Here is a 19,979-nt window from a genome sequence, read left to right as displayed (position 1 = left end):
TATCTTTTGTCGTTATCGCTTTGCAATCCTGTCATTTTTCCGATTGGCATTGATGAATTGGTGAAGGCAAAGGTTTGATTCCCACGCCAAGATGGCGTACCGTCGACGCGTAAACGCAAGGCCGAGTCGGGGACCGAATCTTTCCTGGCGCCCGCCAGCGATCGACCCGGAGGTGGACTCGCATGCAGGACGCGTCAGCTTCACCCATCGCCCGCAGGCGCACGGCACCGCCTGAGCTGCTGCGTGCCCTCGGAGATCGGTTCGGGGATCGGTTCAGCACCGGCGAGGCCGTCCGGCAATCACACGGCCGGGATGAATCCCCGTTCGACGCCACGCCCCCGGACTGTGTCGTCTTCGCGGCGACCAGCGATGAGGTGGCCGAGGTCGTAAGGTTGTGCGCCCTGCACCGGGTCCCGGTCATTCCTTACGGCGCCGGGACTTCGATCGAAGGGCACATCATGGCCGTCGAGGGGGGCGTGACCCTCGATCTGTCTCGTATGAACAAGATCCTCGCGGTAGACGGGGAGGATTTCACCGCGACCGTCGAACCGGGGGTGACTCGCAAGCAGTTGAACGCGGCGATCGAGGGGGCCGGGCTCTTCTTCCCGGTGGACCCGGGCGCGGACGCCACGCTCGGCGGTATGGCCGCCACGCGCGCGTCGGGCTCGAACGCCGTGCGTTACGGGACGATGCGCGAGAATGTCGTCGGCCTGAAGGTCGTCACGGCCGATGGCGAGGTTGTCCGCACCGGCCGCCGCGCGAAGAAATCCTCGGCGGGGTATGACCTCACGAGGATCTTCGTGGGGAGCGAAGGGACGCTCGGGATCATCACCGAGGTCACGGTCCGGATCTACCCGCGTCCCGAGGCCATTTCGGCGGCCGTCTGCCCCTTCCCGGACGTGGCGGGAGCGGTCAACACCGTCATCCGGACGATCCAGCGGGGGATCCCGATCGCCCGCGCCGAGCTGCTCGACACCCTGACCGTCACCGCGGTCAACCGGTATCAACAGACGGCGTTGAAGGAGCAGCCGACGCTCTTCCTGGAGTTTCACGGCACCCCGTCGGGGGTTGCGGAGCAGGTCGAGGCCGTGCAGGAGATCGCACACACGCTCGGTGGCCACGACTTCGAGTGGGCGACCGCTCCCGAGGATCGTGCGCGACTTTGGGACGCTCGGCATACCGCCTTCCTGGCGATCCTCCAACTCCGTCCCGGAGCGCGGGCATTCGTCACGGATGCCTGCGTGCCGATCTCGCGGCTGGCCGAGTGCATCGCCGCGACGATCGAGGACACCCGCACCTGCTCGCTGCCGTGCCCCGTGCTCGGCCATGTGGGCGACGGTAACTTCCACTGCATCATCCTCGCGGATCCGGACAACCCGGACGAGATGCAGGAGGCCGAACGACTCAACCATCGGGCGATGCGCCGCGCCCTGGAGCTGGACGGGACCTGCACCGGCGAGCATGGCGTCGGCCGGCATAAAGTCGAGTTGCTCGTCGAGGAGTTCGGCGATGCCGGAGTCGACCTGATGCGTCGGCTCAAGCTGGCGTGGGATCCACTGAACATCCTCAATCCCGGGAAGATCCTCCGCTCAACGTGAGCGGGACGAGCGCGAGTCTCGTCGAGTCGAGGATTGGTGGGGGCCTTGTCGCCGACGTGTCGGGTCCGATCCGGGGTCGCTCCTGTGGAGAGTCTCATGGCACCTCGCGGATCGCTCGAGGACAAGTTGGCAGCGCTCCGCGAGCTTAGGGGCCAGACGCTCACGCCCGATCAGAAGGACGAGGTCCGCAAACGTCTCGGCGACCGCTCGAACCTTCTCGTGGCCGCGTCGGCGGTAATTGTTGGCGAGAGCAAGCTCATCGAGTTGGCGAAGGACCTGGAAACGGCCTTCGACCGAATGCTGATCGACCCGCTCAATGTCGACAAGCTCTGCCGCGCCAAGATCGCGATCGTCCAGGCCCTCGACCTGATGGAATACGACGCCCCGGATCTTTTTCAGAAAGCGGCCGGTCACGTTCAATTCGAGCCGGTCTGGGGAAGGACGGAAGACTCGGCTCCTCCCCTTCGCGCGTCGGCCGTCGTCGCGCTGGCGAGGCTCGAAGGCCACCGCTCGCTTCCCACTCTGGTCGACGCGCTGGCCGATCCCGCCAGGGATGTGCGGACCGCAGCGGCCTCGGCGCTCGGCGCCGTCGGGACTGAAGCGGCCGGCCTGATCCTCCGCCTAAAGGTCCGCATCGGGGACGGCGACCCCGACGTCCTCTCCGAATGCCTGTGCGGCCTGCTTGCCGTCGACCCTGGGGAAAACCTCGGGCTCGTCACTGAGTATCTCAACCCGATCCATCAACCAGCCTGCGAGGCGGCGGCCCTGGCACTCGGGAGGTCGCGCCTCCCCGAGGCACTCGCCCCACTCAAAGAGTGTTGGCCCCGTTGCCTCTCCGCCGAGTTGAGACAGCAGGTCCTCTTGGCCATCGCCATCCTCCGCAGGTCCGAGGCGACCGAGCACCTGATCCAACTCGTCGCCTCAGAAGAGGTGTCGACGGCGATCGCCGCCCTGTTCGCGCTTCGAATCTTCAAGGGTGACGCTCGGTTTCTCGAGCGTGTTGCGTCGGTCGTTCACGATCGCGGCGACGCACGACTTCGGAGCCACTTCGAACGAGACTTTCTCGTCGAATGAGACCTGAGCTCGGGGAATCCGAGGTGGGATACTCCTTCGGACCATAGGATCGTCGACCCTCGTAGACGATGTCGCACACGAGTGCGCGTTTGGTTCTACGACCGCTGGACAATCTCGACGCCCGTCAATATTCACCATGGACAATCTCGACGCCCGTCGATATTCTCAATGCCGGTTACCATGATCGGCTAGACGAGCGGCGATCAACTGCAGGCGAGGGAGGCCATGGCCGAGGAACGCCTACCTGATGCAGAGCTTGAGGTGATGGCCTGCTTGTGGGGGCTGCGCCAGGCGACCGCGCGCCAGGTCCGCGAAGCCATGGAGGCGTACCGGCCCATGGCACACACGTCGATGGTGACGCTACTGGGCCGGCTGGAGGTCAAGGGCCTGGTGAAACGGGTCAAGGGGCCGGTCGGCAAAGCGTTCGTGTACACACCCACGCGCCGGCCTGGCGGTATGTACCGTCGCGTCATCGGCGATGTGCTGCAACGCATCTTCCGCGGTAGCGGGCCCGCGCTGGTCACTGCGCTTTTCGAGACGCAGCCACCGACACCCGCCGAAATCGAGGAATTACAGCGACTGCTGGACAGGCTTCGACGGGAGGCCGATCCCGGGGAGTGAAACGTATGCAACCGCTGCTGCCACAGATCAATGATGCCGCCGCGAATTGGTTCCCATACGTATGGCACGTCACCTGGCAGGCATCCTTACTCACCGTATTACTACTCGTCGTCGTCCGGTTGGGGCGGAGATGGCCTTCACCGTTGCGCTACGCGCTGCTGGTGATTGCGCTGGTCAAGTTCACGCTACCGCCGCAGTTGTCCATGCCGACGGGCCTGTTCAGCCGAATAGGGCCGACGGTTCGGGATGTTTCGGCCGAGACGAATGTCTCCACAGTGGTGTTGAGTCCCCCTCGTCTGATGGCTCCTCCCACGCCTCTGGCGGGGATCCCATTGGGACTGCCTCGGATCGATCCTGCATCGAAACGGGCGACGAGATCGAGCGCTCCTCAACCCGACTCGACGACGCTCGACGGCAAATCATGGTTGATGCTCCTGCATACCATTGGCCTCCTTGCCTCCGGCCTCTGGCTCTTGCATGGGTTGCTCACCATGGGCCGCACCATCCGTCGGGCCGCGGAAGTCTCCGACGGTGAAATTCGGCAAAGATTCATTCAGTTATCCGAGAGACTTGGCCTGCGGCACCCGCCCCGCCTCCTCCTGTCGCACGAGTCTTTCGGGCCGGCCGCCTTCGGCGTGCTGCGACCCGTGGTCATCATCCCCAGCGTGGTGGCGCAACTGGAACCCTCGGCGCTCGACGCCGTCCTCGCGCATGAGTTGGCCCATCACCGCCGGCGCGACCCGTGGATCAACTGGGTCCAACTGGGCCTGTCGGTGACCTGGTGGTTCAATCCCGTGGTCTGGTTTTTGAATCGACAGATCCGCAGGATCCGTGAGGATTGCTGCGACGATCTCCTGTTGACACACAACCTGACGACGGGCCCGGCCTACTGCGACACACTTCTCGAAGCAGCGTCCCGCCTGAGTGGGCGGGCGAGCGCCAGCGTCTCGATGATGCTGGGCGCACACTTCCACCCCCTCGGCCGCCGTTTGGAGCGAATCATGGATCGAACCTTGCGGAGAGCACCACGACTCTCTCTCGCCGGCATGCTATCCCTGGCTGTACTCGCTTGCGTGGCCTTGCCCGGGCTCCGCCGATCGGAAGGTGATGAGCCAACGCCGTTGGCGAGGAGTGTCGAGCCGTCGGCTCCCAAGACCACGGCAAACGACGCCGTCGCGACCCAGTCCTGGCCCGAAGGAACGAAGATCCAGGGGAGGGTGCTCGACCACCGCGGCGTTCCAATTGCTGACGCCGAAGTGCTCTTGCTCGGCGAGGAGCGGATCATCGTGGACGCCGATCGGCGGAACTGGTTCGTGATCAATCGGGAAGCCCCGAGCCCGTCTTCCACGCGGACGGACCGGGACGGCTCTTTCACCGTCACGAGAAAACAGGGGCCCGCGAATCGACTGGCCGTGATCGCCAAAGACCCGCTGCTCTGGGTCGTCCCCCGCTCCGGACTGCAACAAGTCGACAAGGTCGAGGTCAAACTTCCCCCGTCCAGTCGCCTTGCCATCCGGAGCGATTTCCCGAACAAACCGCGCAAGCTGCCCGTGATGATCGAGCTCAAGTCCTGGGACGGCTCCGCATGGAATGCAGACTCGCTACGATTCCACATGTCGTTCTTCTCGCTGAACAATCCGGGCGAAACGGTGTTCGAGCATCTTCCCCCCGGACACTACACAGTCCAACGGTTCGAGGAGACGAAATCGAGTGGGAACTCGGTGCTGATGTCGGGGGCCGACCGTCGGCTGATCCAGATCGAACCCGCGAAGCGGGCCCTGCTCTCCCTGGAAAGAAAGCTCGGGCGACCGCTCTCCGGTCAGGTGCGAGGTTTGGAGGGCGTCGAGTTGCGTGAGGCGTATTTGACGATCTCTCAAGTGGGCCCGGAAGAGGTCCTCGACACGGATGGGCGACGAGGCAGGATGATCGTGACATATGATGTCGTACCAGTCACACCTCAAGGCCGGTTCACGATCGACCCCATCCCTGGCGGAGAATATTCGGCAGACCTCTTCGCGGTCCGTGCATCGACACCGCGGTTGTCGAGCCAATCGTCGGATTTCTCGGCCGGTTCCTCATTCACGGTGCCCGAAAGAGGAGACGCCCCAAAGGTCGAGTTCGTCGCGAAAGCGACCGCCCAGCCGGATCTCTCCAAGACGACCGACCTCCGCCTGCGCGTCGTCGACGAAGCGGGGACGCCAGTCTCGAGACTTGACGCGATGGTGCACACCGCGGATGCGGGCTACGGGCCTTGGGTCTCCGGTCGCGACGGCATGGTGTTCCTCGGCGGCGGGGGGGAGTATCGCGAGGCGCAGGCCCTCGACGTGCACGTGCGAGCCGACGGCTTCGCGTCCGCCGTCGCGCGGTTCGTGGGCCCCCAGCGCGAGGAGTTGAGTGGTGGCCGTGCGACGATCACGCTGAGGCGTGGGCGGAAAGTCCAGGTGCAATTCACACTCCCCGAGGGCATGACGTGGCCCAAGGGAGCGATGCCCGAGTCCTACTTCGACGATATGCAAGAACGGGTGCGCATGATGCGACAGCCGAGCAATCGTCGGGGCGAAGTTGTTTCGGATTTTAATATGCTCAGCTTACGCGAGGTGGGCTCGGGTCGATTCGAGTTCCGCCTGGCCGAGGACACGCCTCGAGTTCACATCGCCGTCCACTCGCCCGGTTTCCTCCAATTCTTCGAAGCCGGTCCCTTCAGCCTCGCAAACGTAAAGGGCGAGAACCTGGAGGTCGAAGTCCCTCGTCCGGCCGGGCTCAACGTCTCCTTCGAGCCCGGCGTTCCGCCGGGCGGTGAAACGCCTTTCAAAGGTGCCTCGCTGCAAGTCCTCCGCCAACTCCAAGGCAACAGCTACCTGGAGGTCAGCTCGACTTCCGGGACGTCACCGAGCCCTCAGCTCAAGCTGACCGACCTCGCCCCTGGAAAATACCTCGTCAGCGTCCGCACCCAACCCAAGGAAGAGATCAAGCCGCTTCCCGGCACTGAAATCAACATCGGTGCCTATTTCGACCAAAGACAACCGACGCTCAAGGCCGGTCAATCCGAGCGGATTGAATTCCGCTCGACACCCTACGACCCGAATGCTTTCCGCGGTAAGCGGACTGCGGTCGTGAAGATCCGGACGTCCGACCATAAACCGGCGCAGGGCCGCCACGCGTCCGTGACCTATTTCGACGGTCACTACGGAACCCAGGTCGTCTATTCGGGTGCCGTGCCTGCCTCCGGCGACATCGAGCTGACCGGCCTCACCGACAAGGCACAGCCGTCGTGGTTCCCGTACCCCGCGTACACGGTCAGCGTCGACAAAAAGCGACTGGGTTCCTTCGGCTTCGCCGACGACCCGTTGACGCAGCCTTTCGAGTTCTTCCTGGCCCCGGGCGCGGGTGACATGGCACCCGACCTGGAGTTGACGAGCTTAGCGGGCGGAAACACGTTACGACTCAGCGACCTCCGCGGCAAAGTGGTCTTCCTGGAACTCTGGGCGACCTGGTGCGGCCCTTGCCAGCAACCCATGGCGAAGCTGAACGCCCTGGGGAAAGAGCAGAGAAACGCCTGGAGGGATCGAGTCGTCCTCCTCCCGGTAAGCATCGATTCGGACCAGGTGAAGGTCCGGTCGCACATACAACAACGCGGATGGACTGGGTTGGAACATTTCTGGTCCGGCGGGGGGGGCGCCAGTGATTTCGATGCTCCCGCCGCGCGGGCGTTCGTCGCGTCCGGGGTTCCGGAAGCCGTCCTCATCAGCCCAGCCGGGCGTATCCTATGGCGCGGCCATCCGCTCGAGAATTCGGGCGGAAACGACCTCAGAGCGAGGATCGAGGGCGCCTTGAAATAGGGGCGAGGCCGGTGTCTTCCCCGTGCGAATAAGAAAACCCCTCGGCGTTTCCGCCGAGGGGTTTTCGTTCTGAACGAAAGTCGGGGCGAGAGGATTTGAACCTCCGACCTCACGGACCCGAACCGTGCGCTCTAGCCAAGCTGAGCTACGCCCCGTCTTTTCCTCACTGGCGGGTTCATAATAGCGTCCCAGGCAGGATTGTCAATCGCGACTCGACGATTCTATGCGTGGAACGGTGGAAGTCGCTCGTTCTTCTCCGAGTGGGGTCCGAACAGAATTCAGGTATCGGTGCCAGCCCTGCTCGAGGGGTTCGAGATCGCGGCCGAAGACGGAGTGGAAGGCGGCGAGGGGTCGGTTTTCGGTAGAAGGGCCACGAGGGTTGGGCGTGCGGAGGAGGTCGAGGTAGGCCTGGAAGGACTCGGGATGCTCTTTGCGGAGGAAGTAGACGAGAGCCCAAGATTGGGCGTAGAGGGATCGTTGGTAGCCCTGGGTAAAGCTGGCGGTCTGGAAGAGGGGAAGGAGGGGGGGGGAGGGATGGATGCCTCGCCAGTCGAGGAGGCGGATGTCGTGGGCGCGGCCAAAGCCTGACCAGCGGCCGCCACGGATGACTTCAAACTGGGCGGCGAAGCCTTCGTGGAGCCAGGTGGGGAAGTCGTCGTGGCGCGGGGCAAGTCCGCTGGCGTCGACGAGCTGGTGGACCATCTCGTGTGCCGCGGTTCCTAGGTCGATGGCGCGTCGGTCCATGTCTTCAAGGAACTCGCGGCGCTGGAGGTCCTGATTCAGCTCGCTTAAGACCTTTTGACCCTCGGTTCGGTTGAGGAGTCGCGGCCGATCGCCGCGGAGCTCGAATCGCAGTCGACTTCGCGGGGGCATGGTCTCGAGGGTCTTGGAGAATTGCTCGAGATCGGTTCGGCGAAGATCGAGGGCCTCGCGCGAGGCCCTCGACGTTTCATGGCTCCTGGCGTCGAACGCGACCACGGCCTTGAACGTCGGATGGTAGTAGCCACGAGTGCCCCGGAAGGCCCCGGCCTCCTGGGATTTCAAGAAGGCGAGATAGTCCTGTTGGTCCGAGAACCAGACGGAGGGCATCCGCGTGCGAGAGACCGGGAGTTCGGTCCCCCGGGCGGCGAACATGAGGTAGTAAGTCGTCGTGACCCGCTCGATGAGATCGATACGCTCCGCGGCCTCTTCCGAGGAATGCTGGTGGAGCAGGAGGACGTGGGATCCTCGGGCGGCCTCGGCTCGGACGCCGATCGCCCGCTCGAGCCGCTCGAGGTTTGGCGGGTCGGAGCAAGGCGTTTCGAGTCGAGCGAGGGCCGCCAACATCCGTGAGGTTGGCGCGTGGGAGGAGTCGCCGGGCTTGCCCTCGCGCAAGAGGGCCACCGCCTCGGGGGTGAGGCCGTTCTCGAGGGCCCACCACGCGGCGGCGAAACGATCCTCAGCAGTCCCCGACAGGGCTTTTCGGTGCCTCGCGTCCCACTCATAGGCGGGCCAATGGCCGGGGACGATCTTGCGGAACTCCCGGCGCGAGAATTCGAGGAAGCCGGTGGGGACCTCGAGCCGCACGACGTCGCCCTGGACGGTCGCGGGGATCTGGGCTTCGCCCCCTTTGGCGAAGTAGACGAGCTCACCCCGGACTTCGAGAGGCCAGTCGACGGCCGCGGCCAATGCGATGAGCAGGATGGCGATTCTGGGTCGCATGAGGCCGACGCTCCTTCCTGGATGGACGGTCGTTGATCCTAACGGCTGCGGTAGGCTATCGCCATCCGAGGATCGAACCGACGGATGCAAGAACTTCGTCGGGATCGGGGTTAAGGCATTTTTCGACCCTGGCTGTGTTCGGGCGGGCTTTTCGCGCAAAATCAGGGCGAAGGATTCGCAGGGGAGGTTTGTCTCCCGGAAGTCAGTCCTGTCTCGACACGATCTCCGAGGATGGCGAGTGATGCAGGAAACGTCCGCCCCCAATCCGCTCACGGTCGGCGCCGGGAACACGATGACCCCGCAGCCGTGTTCCCTGGTGATCTTCGGCGGCAGCGGCGACCTGGCGCGTCGGAAGCTGATCCCGGCGGTCTACAACCTCGCCCTCGACGGGGTCTTGCCGACCAACTTCGCCGTGATCGGCTTCGCGCGGAACGAGTTCAGCGACGAGAACTTCCGGACGTTCGCCCGGGAGGGCGTCGAGACGTTCTCCAGGAGGCCGATCGACGACGAGCACTGGCCCGACTTCGAGCGGTCGCTTTTCTTCGTGCCGGCGTCGTTCGACGACCCTTCGTGCTACGAAGCTTTGAAACAGCGGCTGGCCGAGGTCGAACCCCAGTTCGGGATCCCGGGGAATCGCGTCTTTTACCTGTCGATCCCGCCGAGTTTGATCGGGACCTGCGTCGAGCAGCTCCGGGCCTCGGGGTTGATCAATCCCGAAGGGGATGGGCCTTTCACCCGGATCATCGTCGAGAAGCCGATCGGACGGGACCTGGCGAGCGCCCGGCAATTGAACGCGACCTTGTCGAAGGATTTCGACGAGCGGCAGGTCTATCGGATCGACCATTACCTCGGCAAGGAGACCGTGCAGAATCTCCTCGTCGTGCGGTTCGGTAACTCGATCTTCGAGCCCCTCTGGAACCAGAAGTACATCGACCACGTCCAGATCACCGTGGCCGAGGAGGAGGGGGTCGGCACCCGCGCCGGCTATTATGAAGAGGCCGGTGCGCTTCGGGATATGGTGCAGAACCATATCCTGCAGCTCCTCTGCGTCACGGCGATGGAGCCGCCGTGGTCGATGGGGGCCGACGTCGTCCGGGACCACAAGCTCGAGGTCCTCAATTGCCTCCGGCCGCTCGCCGGCGCCGAGGTCGACCGGAACGTCGTGCGCGCCCAGTACGGTCCGGGATTCCACAACGGGGAAGGGGTCCCGGGTTATCGTCGAGAGATGGGGGTGAACCCCAACTCGACGACCGAGACCTATGTGGCGCTCAAGATCTTCGTGGACAACTGGCGATGGGCGGGCGTCCCGTTCTATATCCGGACGGGGAAGCGACTGCCTAAGCGGGCGAGCGAGATCGCCGTCCAGTTCAAGCCCGTCCCCGAGATCCTCTTCAACGCCAATCCCTCCGCCCCGCTCGAGCCCAACGTCCTGGCGCTTCGGATCCAGCCCGACGAGGGGCTTTCGTTCAAGATCGCGACCAAACGGCCCGGGCCGAAGCTGAAAATCAACCCCGTCCGGATGGACTTCCGCTACGACACAACCTACGGCGACCAGACTCCCGAGGCCTACGAACGGCTCCTCCTTGACGTGATGGCGGGCGACGCCACGCTGTTCATGAGGCGCGACGCGGTCGAGGCGTCCTGGGTCTGGATCAACAACATCCTCGACGCCTGGGAGCACAGCCGGAGCAAGTGGCTGCCCGAGTATTCCGCGGGGACCTGGGGCCCCGTGGAATCGGATCGTTTGATCCAGTCGGACGGGCGAGAATGGAGGACTTTATGAGCGCATCCTCATCGAAGCCCGACCTCTTCATCCACCCGCCGAAGCCGGTCGATATCGCGGCGATCGAACGGGAGCTCGCGCAGCTCTGGAAGCACCCTGAGTCGAGCTCCTCCCGAGGCGCGCAGGTGATCCGCGCCTGCATGTCGAACCTGATCGTCTATTGCTCGAGTCAGGACCAGGCCGGCGTGGTCATCGAGGAACTCGACGAGATCGTTCGGCTCCACCCGAGCCGAGTCCTCCTCCTCGTGGGCGAGGTTGGCTCGGGGGCGGGGACGATCGAGGCATACGTCTCGGCCCATTGCCACCTCGCAGGCGACCACAACCGGGTCTGCTCGGAGCACGTGACCGTAAACGCCTCGGGCGACGCGGTCCCGCGACTCCCGTCGACCGCCCGGTCCTTGCTCATCGGAGACCTGCCGACGTCCCTCTGGTGGGCGAGCCACGAAGCCCCTCCGCTCGGCGGTGCGCTCTTCGACGAGCTCGAAGCGATGACCGATCAGGTCGTTTATTCGAGCCTGAACTGGACCGATCCTGCACACGGCACGCTCGCCACGAGCCGCTGGGCGCCGGAAGCCGAGACCTCCCACACGCGTGTTGCCGACCTCGCCTGGAGGCGTCTCAAACCGTGGCGAAGTCTCATCGGTCAATCGCTCGACCCCGTCGCTGCGCCGGGCGCGCTCGAGGCGCTCGACCGCGTGACGATCGAGCACGGTTCTCCCAGCCTCCCTCAGGCGTGGCTGCTCGTCGGCTGGCTCGCCTCGAGGCTGGGTTGGCGATCGGCGGGGGCGGCGATTCGCAAGGGGGAAGAACTCGTCTGGCGATTCCAGTCCGCCAGAAGTTCGGTCGAAGTCCGGACCAGGAGGATCCCCGAGGGCGACCCGGAAATCCGCGACGTCGCCCTCTCGTGGAAGGCGGATGCGTCGAGAGCGACCCTGCGGTTCTCCTCGAGCTCGCCCGGAAAACTTGCCGTCACGTGCGAGGGGATCTGCTGCCAGCCGAGGGTTTTGCTCGCACCCCACCAGTCGCGGGCGATCCTCGTCGGGCTCCAACTCCAGGATCGTGACCCCGACCCGCTCTTCATGGAATCGCTGGCGATGGCGGGGCGCATGGCCGAGTGAGTCCATCCGAGTGGGCGGGAGAGCAGGGACGTTCTAGCCACGGCTTGAACACGGATAATCCTGAGGCATTCAAGATATTTTAATTATATTTTTGAATGTTTATTATTTTAATATGTACCATCTGTTGATTGAAAATTTTTCCTGGTTAGTGCTCCGTTCGGGGCTTCTCCGAGGGGCTCGGGCAAGTCGGAATCGATCGAGATAGAATGCCGCGTGGCTGGTGCGAGGAGAAGTGCCAATGCTCCTGGCTGGTGATATCGGGGGGACCAAGACGGTCCTGGCGCTGTTCGAAGAGTCCGAGGGGAACCTGACGAAGGTCCGCGAGGCGACGTTTCCCAGTCGAGCGTACGACACGTTCGACAAGCTCCTCCTCGAGTTTCTCGCGAATCGCGCGGAAGGGGCGCCTCGGGCGGCGTGTTTCGGGGTGGCGGGGATCGTGGTCGACGGGCACTCGGACGCGACGAACCTGGCGTGGTCGTTGGACGAGCGGACGTTGGGCCCCGAGATCGGCGTGCCTCGGGTGAAGCTCCTCAACGATCTCGAGGCGGCCGCGTACGGCATGCTCTATCTCGGGCCGGACGAGCGGAGCATCCTCCAGGCTGGGACCGCGGGACGACGGGCGGGGAACGTCGCCGTGATCGCCGCGGGGACCGGGTTGGGCGAGGCGATGCTCTTCTGGGACGGCGAGCATTACCACCCGATCGCCTCGGAAGGCGGGCATGCCGACTTCGCTCCGACCAACTCCCTTGAGATTGAGCTCCTGCTCTATCTTCGAGACAAGTTCGGCGGCCATGTGAGCTGGGAACGCGTCCTCTCGGGGCCGGGGATTCACAACCTCTACGAGTTCCTGAAAGATCGCGGGCATGGGGTCGAAACTCCCGAAGTCGCCGAGGAGTTGATGCACGGAGATCCGAACGCGACGATCGCCGGACATGCCCTGGCCGGGACCGACCCGCTCAGCGAGGCGGCGGTCGACCTGTTCTGCTCGGTCTACGGCGCCGAGGCGGGGAACCTGGCGCTGCGTTGCGTTGCGACCGGCGGGGTGATCATCGGCGGCGGGATTGCACCGAAGCTCCTCCCCGCGTTGAAGAAGGGGGCCTTTACCCGTTCCTTCGCCGCGAAGGGGAGGCTTGCGCCGCTGCTCTCCTCGATCGAGGTGAGCGTGGCCCTCAACCCTCGGGCGCCCCTGATCGGCGCGGCGCATTACGCGGCTCGCCTCTGAACCGCCGACAGACGAAGCGGCTCTCCCACCCGGTCGGTCGGTCAGGGTCGCTTCGTTGCCCGGGATCCCGGCATCCGTTGACGATAGGCCTGAACGATGACGGCCCTGTCTCGAGTCCGAATCGAATCATCTTGATTCCCCTCCATTCGTCGAGCGCTTCTCTCCATGACTTGCAAGGAATCCGAGCGGCTCAAGACGTGCACCGATGACTGCGGTGGCTGGCGGAGTTGGGGCCCCTACCTCAGCAGCCGTGCCTGGGGGACGGTCCGAGAGGACTACAGCGACGACGGCGACGCCTGGAGCTACCTCCCGCATGACCTGGCCCGGAGCAAGGCCTTCCGCTGGGGTGAGGACGGCATCGCCGGCATATCGGACCGGTTCCAACTCCTCGCCTTCGCCCCGGCGTTCTGGAACGGGAACGACCCAATCCTCAAGGAGCGCTTCTTCGGGGTCGACTCCCACGAGGGGAACCACGGCGAGGACGTCAAGGAGTATTATTTCTACCTCGACAACACACCCACACACTCCTACATGCGGATGCTCTACAAGTACCCGCAGCGCGAATATCCCTACCGCCGACTCGTCGAAGAAAACCGGCGTCGGACCGAGGCCGACCCAGAGTTCGAGCTGATCGACACGGGGATCTTCGACGACGACCGCTATTTCGACATCACGATCGAATACGCCAAGCTCGACGTCGAGGATATTTGCATACGGATCGAGGCCGTGAATCGAGGCCCCGACCCGGCCCCGTTGCACATCATCCCCCACCTTTGGTTTCGCAATACCTGGGCCTGGGGGGCTCGCCCCTCGCCCGAGCCCAAAATCTCGCTGAGTTCGGAGGATCGATCGGCCATCAGCCTGGTGACCGACGACTCCGAGGTCGAGACCTTGCAGTCGATGCCCATCCATTACCGGCTCGGCCGCCGGGCCCTCCACGGCCCCCAGGGCGGCGTCCCGTTGTTTACGAACAACGAGACGAACATGCCGAGGGTCTTCGGCCCCGGCACGCCCGACCGGAAGCCTTATGTGAAGGATGCGTTCCACCGGTTCATCGTCGACGGGGAACACTGTACGAGCCCGACGCCCATTGGGACGAAGGCCGCACTCCACTACCGGTTCGACGCGATCGAGCCGGGCGGCACGGTCGTCCTCAACCTTCGGCTCACCAACCGTGGCGAGCTGGACGCGCCGTTGGACGTGGTCGAGCCGACGATCGCCCTCCGCCGGGCCGAGGCCGACGAATACTACGAGACGATCCACCCGAAGTCGGCGACCGTCGACGAGAAGCTCGTCCAGCGCCAGGCCCTCGCGGGCCTGATCTGGAGCAAGCAATCCTACCTCTTCGACGTCAACGTCTGGCTCGACGGCGATAACCCCGAATGGCCTCCTCCGGAAGGGCACAAGACCTTACGGAACCACCACTGGAGGCACCTGAACTCCCTGCGAGTGATGACGGTCCCCGACAAGTGGGAATACCCGTGGTTCGCGGCCTGGGACCTCGCGTTCCAGTCCGTCGTCTTCGCGCTCGTGGACGGAGAGTTCGCCAAGCACCAACTCTGGATCCTGCTCTTCGAGCAATTCCAGCACCCCGATGGACAGATCCCCGCCTACGAATGGGAATTCTCCGACCTGAATCCGCCCGTCCACGCCTGGGCGGTCTGGCGCGTCTACAACATGGACCGCATCCGCTCGGGGAAGGCCGATCGCGACTTCCTCGAGCGCTGCTTCCACAAGCTCCTGATCAACTTCGCGTGGTGGATCAACAAGGTCGATCGCGAGGGCAACAACATTTTCGAGGGGGGGTTCCTGGGCCTCGACAACATCACCGTCGTCGACCGGAGCGTCCCCTGCTCGGACGGTTCCCGGATCGAACAGTCCGACGCGACGGGATGGATGGGGATGTTCTGCCTCGTCCTGATGCGGATCGCGCTCGAGCTGGCGAAGGAGAATCGGGTCTACGAGGCACTCGCGTCGAAATACTTTCAACACTATACGTATGTTGCGGCGGCCATGAAGAACATGGGCAACCGCGACTACCAGCTCTGGGACGAGGACGACGGGTTCTTCTACGACGTCCTGCGCTACCCCGACGGTCGTTACCGCAAGTTCCGGGTGCGCTCGCTCGTCGGGCTAATTCCCCTGTTCGCGGTCGAGCGCCTCGAGGAGGCGTGGATCGAACCGTTCAAGGAGTTCCGGGCCAACTTCGACTGGTTCATGCGGAATCGCCCCGAGCTCGTCCGCAACGTCGTGCACACCGTCGAGTGGGATGGGCAGAAAACCCACGTCCTGACCATCCTCGATCAGGAGCAGATCTGCCGGATTACGGAACGGATCTGGGATCCCAAGGAGTTCCTCTCCGACTACGGGATCCGGAGCATGTCCCGGGCTCACCTGGCCGAGCCGTTCGTCTTCGACGGCCGCGTCGTCGGCTACGAGCCGGCCGAGTCGTTGGCGCGAGTCAAGGGGGGGAACTCGAACTGGCGAGGGCCGATCTGGTTCCCGACGACCTTCCTGCTCATCGAGTCGCTCCGGAAACTCGGGAAGGCCTTCGGCAACTCGATGGGCGTCTCGGCACCGGGCTGCCACCCGGTCACCTTCCAGGAGCAGGCCCAGGACATCGCCGATCGGCTCATCAAGATTTTCTCCAGAGACGATGACGGTCGCCGAGCGGTCTACGGGGGATCGAAAAAGTTCCAGACCGACCCGCACTGGCGGGACCTGATCCTCTTTTATGAATACTTCCACGGAGACAACGGGGCCGGCCTCGGGGCCGCGCATCAGACCGGCTGGACCGCCCTGGTGGCCTCGTTGATCGACGAGTGGCGTGGTTGAGTCGAGACCGAAGGTTCCAGGAAGTAGTCATCCTGATCGAGTCGGAGGGACGCGGGGTCGATCATGGTCCCCGGACGTGCGAATGACGACGAGACACCCTATCCAAGGCAGAGCCGCAGGGGGAGACACCGTATGATCCATAAGGACTTCGTCAGGCTAGCAGCGATCGCCATTGCCCTCATGTTGTCGGCCCTTGCGAAGGCGGCTCCACCCAAGCCCGACACGGGCTCGAGCGGGGCGTTCCCTACCGATGCGAAAGGTCGTCCGCTGAACCTCGGCTTCGAGACCGGGACTCTCGAGGATTGGAAAGTCGAGGGCGACGCTTTCCAGGGGCCGCCCGTCGAAGGGGACACGATCCATGCCCGTCGTTCGGATATGAGCAGTCACCACTCCGGCAAATACTGGGTCGGCTCCTACGAACGCCGGGGGGATGCCCCCCAGGGTACCTTGACCTCGCTGCCATTCAAGGTGACCCACCCATTCGCGAAATTCCTCGTCGGCGCAGGGTCACACCCGACGACGCGTGTCGAGGTCGTCCGTCAGGATACGCAGAAGGTGATCTTCGTGGCTTCGGGTGATGACTCGGAGAACCTCAAGCCCGTCGCCGTGGACCTGACTTCGCACCTCGGTAAGATGATCTTCTTACGACTCGTCGACCGCCACTCGGGGGGATGGGGACACGTCAACTTCGACGACTTCCGCTTCTTCTCGACGAAGCCCGACGTCCCAGATCGCCCCGCTCCGCCCGTTCCCGACGAATACGCGCACGAGGGCCTGAGCCCGACCGACGCCGCGGCCGCCATGACCGTTCCCGAGGGGTTCAAGGTGACGCTTTTCGCCGGGGAGCCCGACGTCGTCCAGCCCATCGCCCAGGCTTTCGATGACCGAGGGCGTCTCTGGGTCGTCGAAGCGTACTCGTATCCCGTCCACGTTCCCCAGGACAAGGCAAAGGATCGGATCCTGATCTTCGAGGACAAGGACGGCGACGGCAAATTCGACAACCGAAAGATCTTCGCCGAGAAGCTTAACCTCGTGAGCGGGCTCGAGATCGGTTTCGGCGGCGTCTGGGTCGGGGCCGCCCCGAACCTGATGTTCATTCCCGACAAGGACGGCGACGATCGTCCCGACGGGCCGCCCCAAATTCTCCTCGATGGCTGGGGCTTCGAAGACACCCACGAAACCCTCAACTCGTTCACGTGGGGGCCAGACGGCTGGCTTTACGGGTGTCACGGAGTCTTCACGCATTCTCGAGTCGGTCCCCCCGGCACTCCGGACGACAAACGCGTACCGATCAACGCCGGCATCTGGCGCTATCACCCGACCGATCACCGCTTCGAGGTGTTCTGCCACGGCACGAGCAACCCCTGGGGCGTCGACTTCGACGAACGCGGGCAGGCCTTCCTCACGTCCTGCGTCATCCCGCACCTTTACCAGGTGATCGACGGGGCCCGCTACGAGCGGCAGGCCGGTCCGCATTTCAACCCGTACACCTATGACGATATCAAGACGATCGCCGACCATCGCCACTACCTCGGGTCGAACCCGCACGGCGGAAATGGTCGATCGGACGGGGCAGGGGGAGGGCACGCCCACGCCGGCGCGATGATCTACCTCGGCGGAGCCTGGCCCGAGGAATACCACGGCTCGATCTTCATGAACAACATCCACGGTGCCCGGCTTAACCGAGACATCCTCGTGCCGCAGGGGTCGGCCTTCGTCGGCAAACATGCCCCCGACTTCCTCATGGCCAACGACCGCTGGTCTCAGGTCGTCAGCCTGAAGTACGGCCCCGACGGCAACCTCTTCATGATCGACTGGTACGATAAGAACCAGTGCCATCACCATGTCTCGGAGCTGCACGACCGCACCAACGGGCGGATCTTCAAGGTTTCTTACAAGAACTCCACGACCGAATCGGTCGACCTGAACGCGTTGACCAGCTTCGAGCTGGCGAAGATGCAGCGCTACCGGAACGAGTGGTTCGTACGCCACGCGCGCCGAATCCTCCAGGAACGCGGACCCGATCGGGACGCGATCCAATTCCTCAAGGACGCCCTGCTGCACGACCCCGATGCCCCACTTAGGCTCCGGGGCCTCTGGGCGCTCCACGCGATGGGAGCCCTCGATGACTCGGTGATCGACGCCGGCCTCTCCGACTCTCGCCCGGACGTCCGAGCTTGGACGATGAAGCTCGCGGCCCAATCGAGGGGCCTCAGCCCGATTCGCTCGAGGCTGGCGAAGCTCGAGGAGATGAGCCGGTCCGACGCGTCGCCGATCGTCCATCTCGCCCTCGCCTCGGTGGCCCAACGATTGCCGCTCGGCGACCGTTGGGGGATCGTGGCGGGCCTCCTCGAGCACTCCGAGGACGCCGTCGATCACAACGTCCCGTTGATGGATTGGTTCGCGGCCGAGCCGCTCGTCGAATCCGATCCCGGTCGAGCCCTCAAGCTGGCCGATCAGGCTCGGATTCCCCTGGTCCAGACGTTCCTGGTCCGCCGGATCGCGTCCCTCGGGACGAACGAGGCGATCGCGAGCCTCGTGGTCATGCTCGGCAAGTCCAACTCCGCCCCCGTGCAACTGGCGATCCTCGAAGGGATCAATGAGTCGCTCAAGAGTCGTCGACAAGTGGCTATGCCCAAGGCCTGGCCCGAGGTCGCCAAGACCCTCGCGAACAAGGGCGATGCCCGGATTGTTGCCGAGGCGAAGGCCCTCGCCCTCACCTTCGGCGACCCATCGGCGCTCGCGTCGATGCGCGAAGTCCTCGCAAATCGGGCCGCGGACCTCGGTCGACGCCGAGGCGCCCTCGCCGACCTCCTGAGGGTCCATGACCCTAGGCTCGCACCCACGCTCCAGACGCTCATCAACGAGACATCGCTCCGAGGTCAGGCGCTCCGGGCCCTGGCTTCGTACGACGATCCCGACACGCCCAAGGTCATCCTCCTCGCGTATCCCGGATTCAGCCTCGCCGAGAAGCGTGACGCCTTGAGCACGCTCGCGTCGCGACTCGAGTGGGCCCGCGGACTCCTGGCGGCCGTGGCGTCGGGGACCGTTCCGTCGAAAGACCTCTCCGCGGAGATCATCCGCCAGCTTCGCGACCACAAGAGCGCGGCGCTTGACGCCGAGATTACGAAGCACTGGGGGACGATCCGGGAGACGGCCGCCGACAAGGCCAAGCTCATCGCATCCACGAAGGCCAAGCTCAAGTCGGACTCGGGACGTGAGCCGGACGAGCAGTTCGGACGGGCCGTCTTCGCCAAGACCTGTCAGCAGTGTCATTCCCTTTTCGGCACGGGAGGGCAGGTCGGCCCCGACCTCACCGGGTCGAACCGGGCGGATCTCGACTATGTCCTCGCGAACGTCCTGGATCCCAACGCTCTCATCGGCAAGGACTACCAGGCGCAGGTCATTTCCACGACCGACGGTCGCGTCCTGACCGGGATCGTCAGGCGCGAAGATCGAGACGCGGTCGTCCTCCTCTCGGCGAATGACACCGTCACGATCCCCAAGGGCGAGATCGACGAGCGGCGGACCAGCGACAAGTCGATGATGCCCGAGGATCTGGTTGCGAACCTCTCGGAGTATGAGTTCCGGTCCCTGGTCGCCTACCTGGCCAGTCCCAGGCAGGTGCCCATGCTCGCGAACGCCGACAACCTGCCCACGTTCTTCAACGGGCGAGACCTAACCGGCTGGCAAGGCGACCCGCGCCTTTGGTCGGTCGAGAACGGTCAAATCGTCGGGAAGACGCCGGGACTCGGCCGCAACGTGTTCCTGCGTAGCGAGCTCGCGGTCCAGGATTTCCGACTGACGCTCCAGGTGAAGCTCGTCGCGAACCAGGGGAATAGCGGGATCCAGTTCCGGAGCGAAGCACTCCCTGAAGGGGAAGTCAAAGGCTACCAGGCGGACGTCGGCGAAGGATGGTGGGGCAAGCTCTACGAAGAGCACGGGCGCGAGTTGCTCTGGCCCCAATCCGGAGAGGACTACGTGAAGCCGGGCGAATGGAACACTTACGAGATCCTCGCCGTCGGCGACCGGATCCGGACGTCGATCAACGGTCACCCCTGCGTCAAGCTCGACGACCCCGCCGGTTCTCGTCGCGGCATCTTCGCGCTCCAGCTCCACGCCGGAGGGGCGACGGAAGTCCGGTACAAGGACCTCAAGCTCGAGCTGAATCCGAAGGCCGGGGATTGA

10 protein-coding genes and 1 tRNA gene are annotated in these 19,979 nt (G+C 64.3%); 9 read left to right on the top strand and 2 right to left on the bottom strand.

The window, feature by feature from the left end; translation table 11 throughout:
• Positions 1 to 182: 182 nt before the first annotated feature.
• The 4 genes from ACYOEI_RS14910 (at position 183) to ACYOEI_RS14895 (ending at position 7,132) form a co-directional block, all read left to right on the top strand.
• Positions 183 to 1,598, top strand: a complete 1,416-nt coding sequence (locus tag ACYOEI_RS14910) for an FAD-binding oxidoreductase (protein WP_462850303.1) — start codon at positions 183 to 185, stop codon at positions 1,596 to 1,598.
• A gap of 96 nt (positions 1,599 to 1,694) precedes the next feature.
• Positions 1,695 to 2,672, top strand: coding sequence for a HEAT repeat domain-containing protein (locus tag ACYOEI_RS14905; protein ID WP_462850302.1), 978 nt, complete (start codon positions 1,695 to 1,697; stop codon positions 2,670 to 2,672).
• Positions 2,673 to 2,897: 225 nt separating this feature from the next.
• On the top strand, positions 2,898 to 3,293 hold the full coding sequence (locus ACYOEI_RS14900) for a BlaI/MecI/CopY family transcriptional regulator (RefSeq protein WP_462850301.1): 396 nt from the start codon (positions 2,898 to 2,900) through the stop codon (positions 3,291 to 3,293).
• Positions 3,294 to 3,298: 5 nt separating this feature from the next.
• On the top strand, positions 3,299 to 7,132 hold the full coding sequence (locus ACYOEI_RS14895; protein ID WP_462850300.1) for a M56 family metallopeptidase: 3,834 nt from the start codon (positions 3,299 to 3,301) through the stop codon (positions 7,130 to 7,132).
• Positions 7,133 to 7,212: 80 nt separating this feature from the next.
• Here ACYOEI_RS14895 and ACYOEI_RS14890 read toward each other — a convergent pair.
• Positions 7,213 to 7,287, bottom strand: a tRNA-Pro gene (locus ACYOEI_RS14890).
• A 46-nt stretch (positions 7,288 to 7,333) separates the two neighbouring features.
• Positions 7,334 to 8,833, bottom strand: a complete 1,500-nt coding sequence (locus ACYOEI_RS14885) for a DUF1570 domain-containing protein (RefSeq protein WP_462850299.1) — start codon at positions 8,831 to 8,833, stop codon at positions 7,334 to 7,336.
• Between the two features lie 241 nt (positions 8,834 to 9,074).
• On the opposite strand from ACYOEI_RS14885, the gene zwf reads away from it, so the two are divergent.
• From zwf to ACYOEI_RS14860, 5 genes are all read left to right on the top strand, one after another.
• Positions 9,075 to 10,616: a glucose-6-phosphate dehydrogenase gene (gene zwf, locus ACYOEI_RS14880; protein WP_462850298.1), complete on the top strand. Its 1,542-nt coding sequence runs from the start codon at positions 9,075 to 9,077 to the stop codon at positions 10,614 to 10,616.
• Positions 10,613 to 11,734 (top strand): glucose-6-phosphate dehydrogenase assembly protein OpcA, encoded by a 1,122-nt coding sequence (locus ACYOEI_RS14875; RefSeq protein ID WP_462850297.1) that lies wholly within the window; start codon positions 10,613 to 10,615, stop codon positions 11,732 to 11,734. Before zwf ends, ACYOEI_RS14875 begins: the two co-directional genes overlap by 4 nt.
• 238 nt (positions 11,735 to 11,972) lie before the next feature.
• On the top strand, positions 11,973 to 12,956 hold the full coding sequence (gene glk / locus ACYOEI_RS14870; protein WP_462850296.1) for a glucokinase: 984 nt from the start codon (positions 11,973 to 11,975) through the stop codon (positions 12,954 to 12,956).
• Positions 12,957 to 13,121: 165 nt separating this feature from the next.
• Positions 13,122 to 15,791, top strand: a complete 2,670-nt coding sequence (locus ACYOEI_RS14865; protein ID WP_462850295.1) for an MGH1-like glycoside hydrolase domain-containing protein — start codon at positions 13,122 to 13,124, stop codon at positions 15,789 to 15,791.
• Between the two features lie 132 nt (positions 15,792 to 15,923).
• Positions 15,924 to 19,979, top strand: coding sequence for a PVC-type heme-binding CxxCH protein (locus ACYOEI_RS14860; protein WP_462850294.1), 4,056 nt, complete (start codon positions 15,924 to 15,926; stop codon positions 19,977 to 19,979).

The organism is Singulisphaera rosea (assembly GCF_054877945.1).
This window is presented reverse-complemented; position numbering and strand designations above follow the sequence as displayed.

Coding starts and splice junctions, on each gene's coding strand:
- ACYOEI_RS14910 (WP_462850303.1), top strand. CDS start 183: ATGCAGGACGCGTCAGCTTCACCCATCGCCCGCAGGCGCACGGCACCG.
- ACYOEI_RS14905 (WP_462850302.1), top strand. CDS start 1,695: ATGGCACCTCGCGGATCGCTCGAGGACAAGTTGGCAGCGCTCCGCGAG.
- ACYOEI_RS14900 (WP_462850301.1), top strand. CDS start 2,898: ATGGCCGAGGAACGCCTACCTGATGCAGAGCTTGAGGTGATGGCCTGC.
- ACYOEI_RS14895 (WP_462850300.1), top strand. CDS start 3,299: ATGCAACCGCTGCTGCCACAGATCAATGATGCCGCCGCGAATTGGTTC.
- ACYOEI_RS14885 (WP_462850299.1), bottom strand. CDS start 8,833: ATGCGACCCAGAATCGCCATCCTGCTCATCGCATTGGCCGCGGCCGTC.
- zwf (WP_462850298.1), top strand. CDS start 9,075: ATGCAGGAAACGTCCGCCCCCAATCCGCTCACGGTCGGCGCCGGGAAC.
- ACYOEI_RS14875 (WP_462850297.1), top strand. CDS start 10,613: ATGAGCGCATCCTCATCGAAGCCCGACCTCTTCATCCACCCGCCGAAG.
- glk (WP_462850296.1), top strand. CDS start 11,973: ATGCTCCTGGCTGGTGATATCGGGGGGACCAAGACGGTCCTGGCGCTG.
- ACYOEI_RS14865 (WP_462850295.1), top strand. CDS start 13,122: ATGACTTGCAAGGAATCCGAGCGGCTCAAGACGTGCACCGATGACTGC.
- ACYOEI_RS14860 (WP_462850294.1), top strand. CDS start 15,924: ATGATCCATAAGGACTTCGTCAGGCTAGCAGCGATCGCCATTGCCCTC.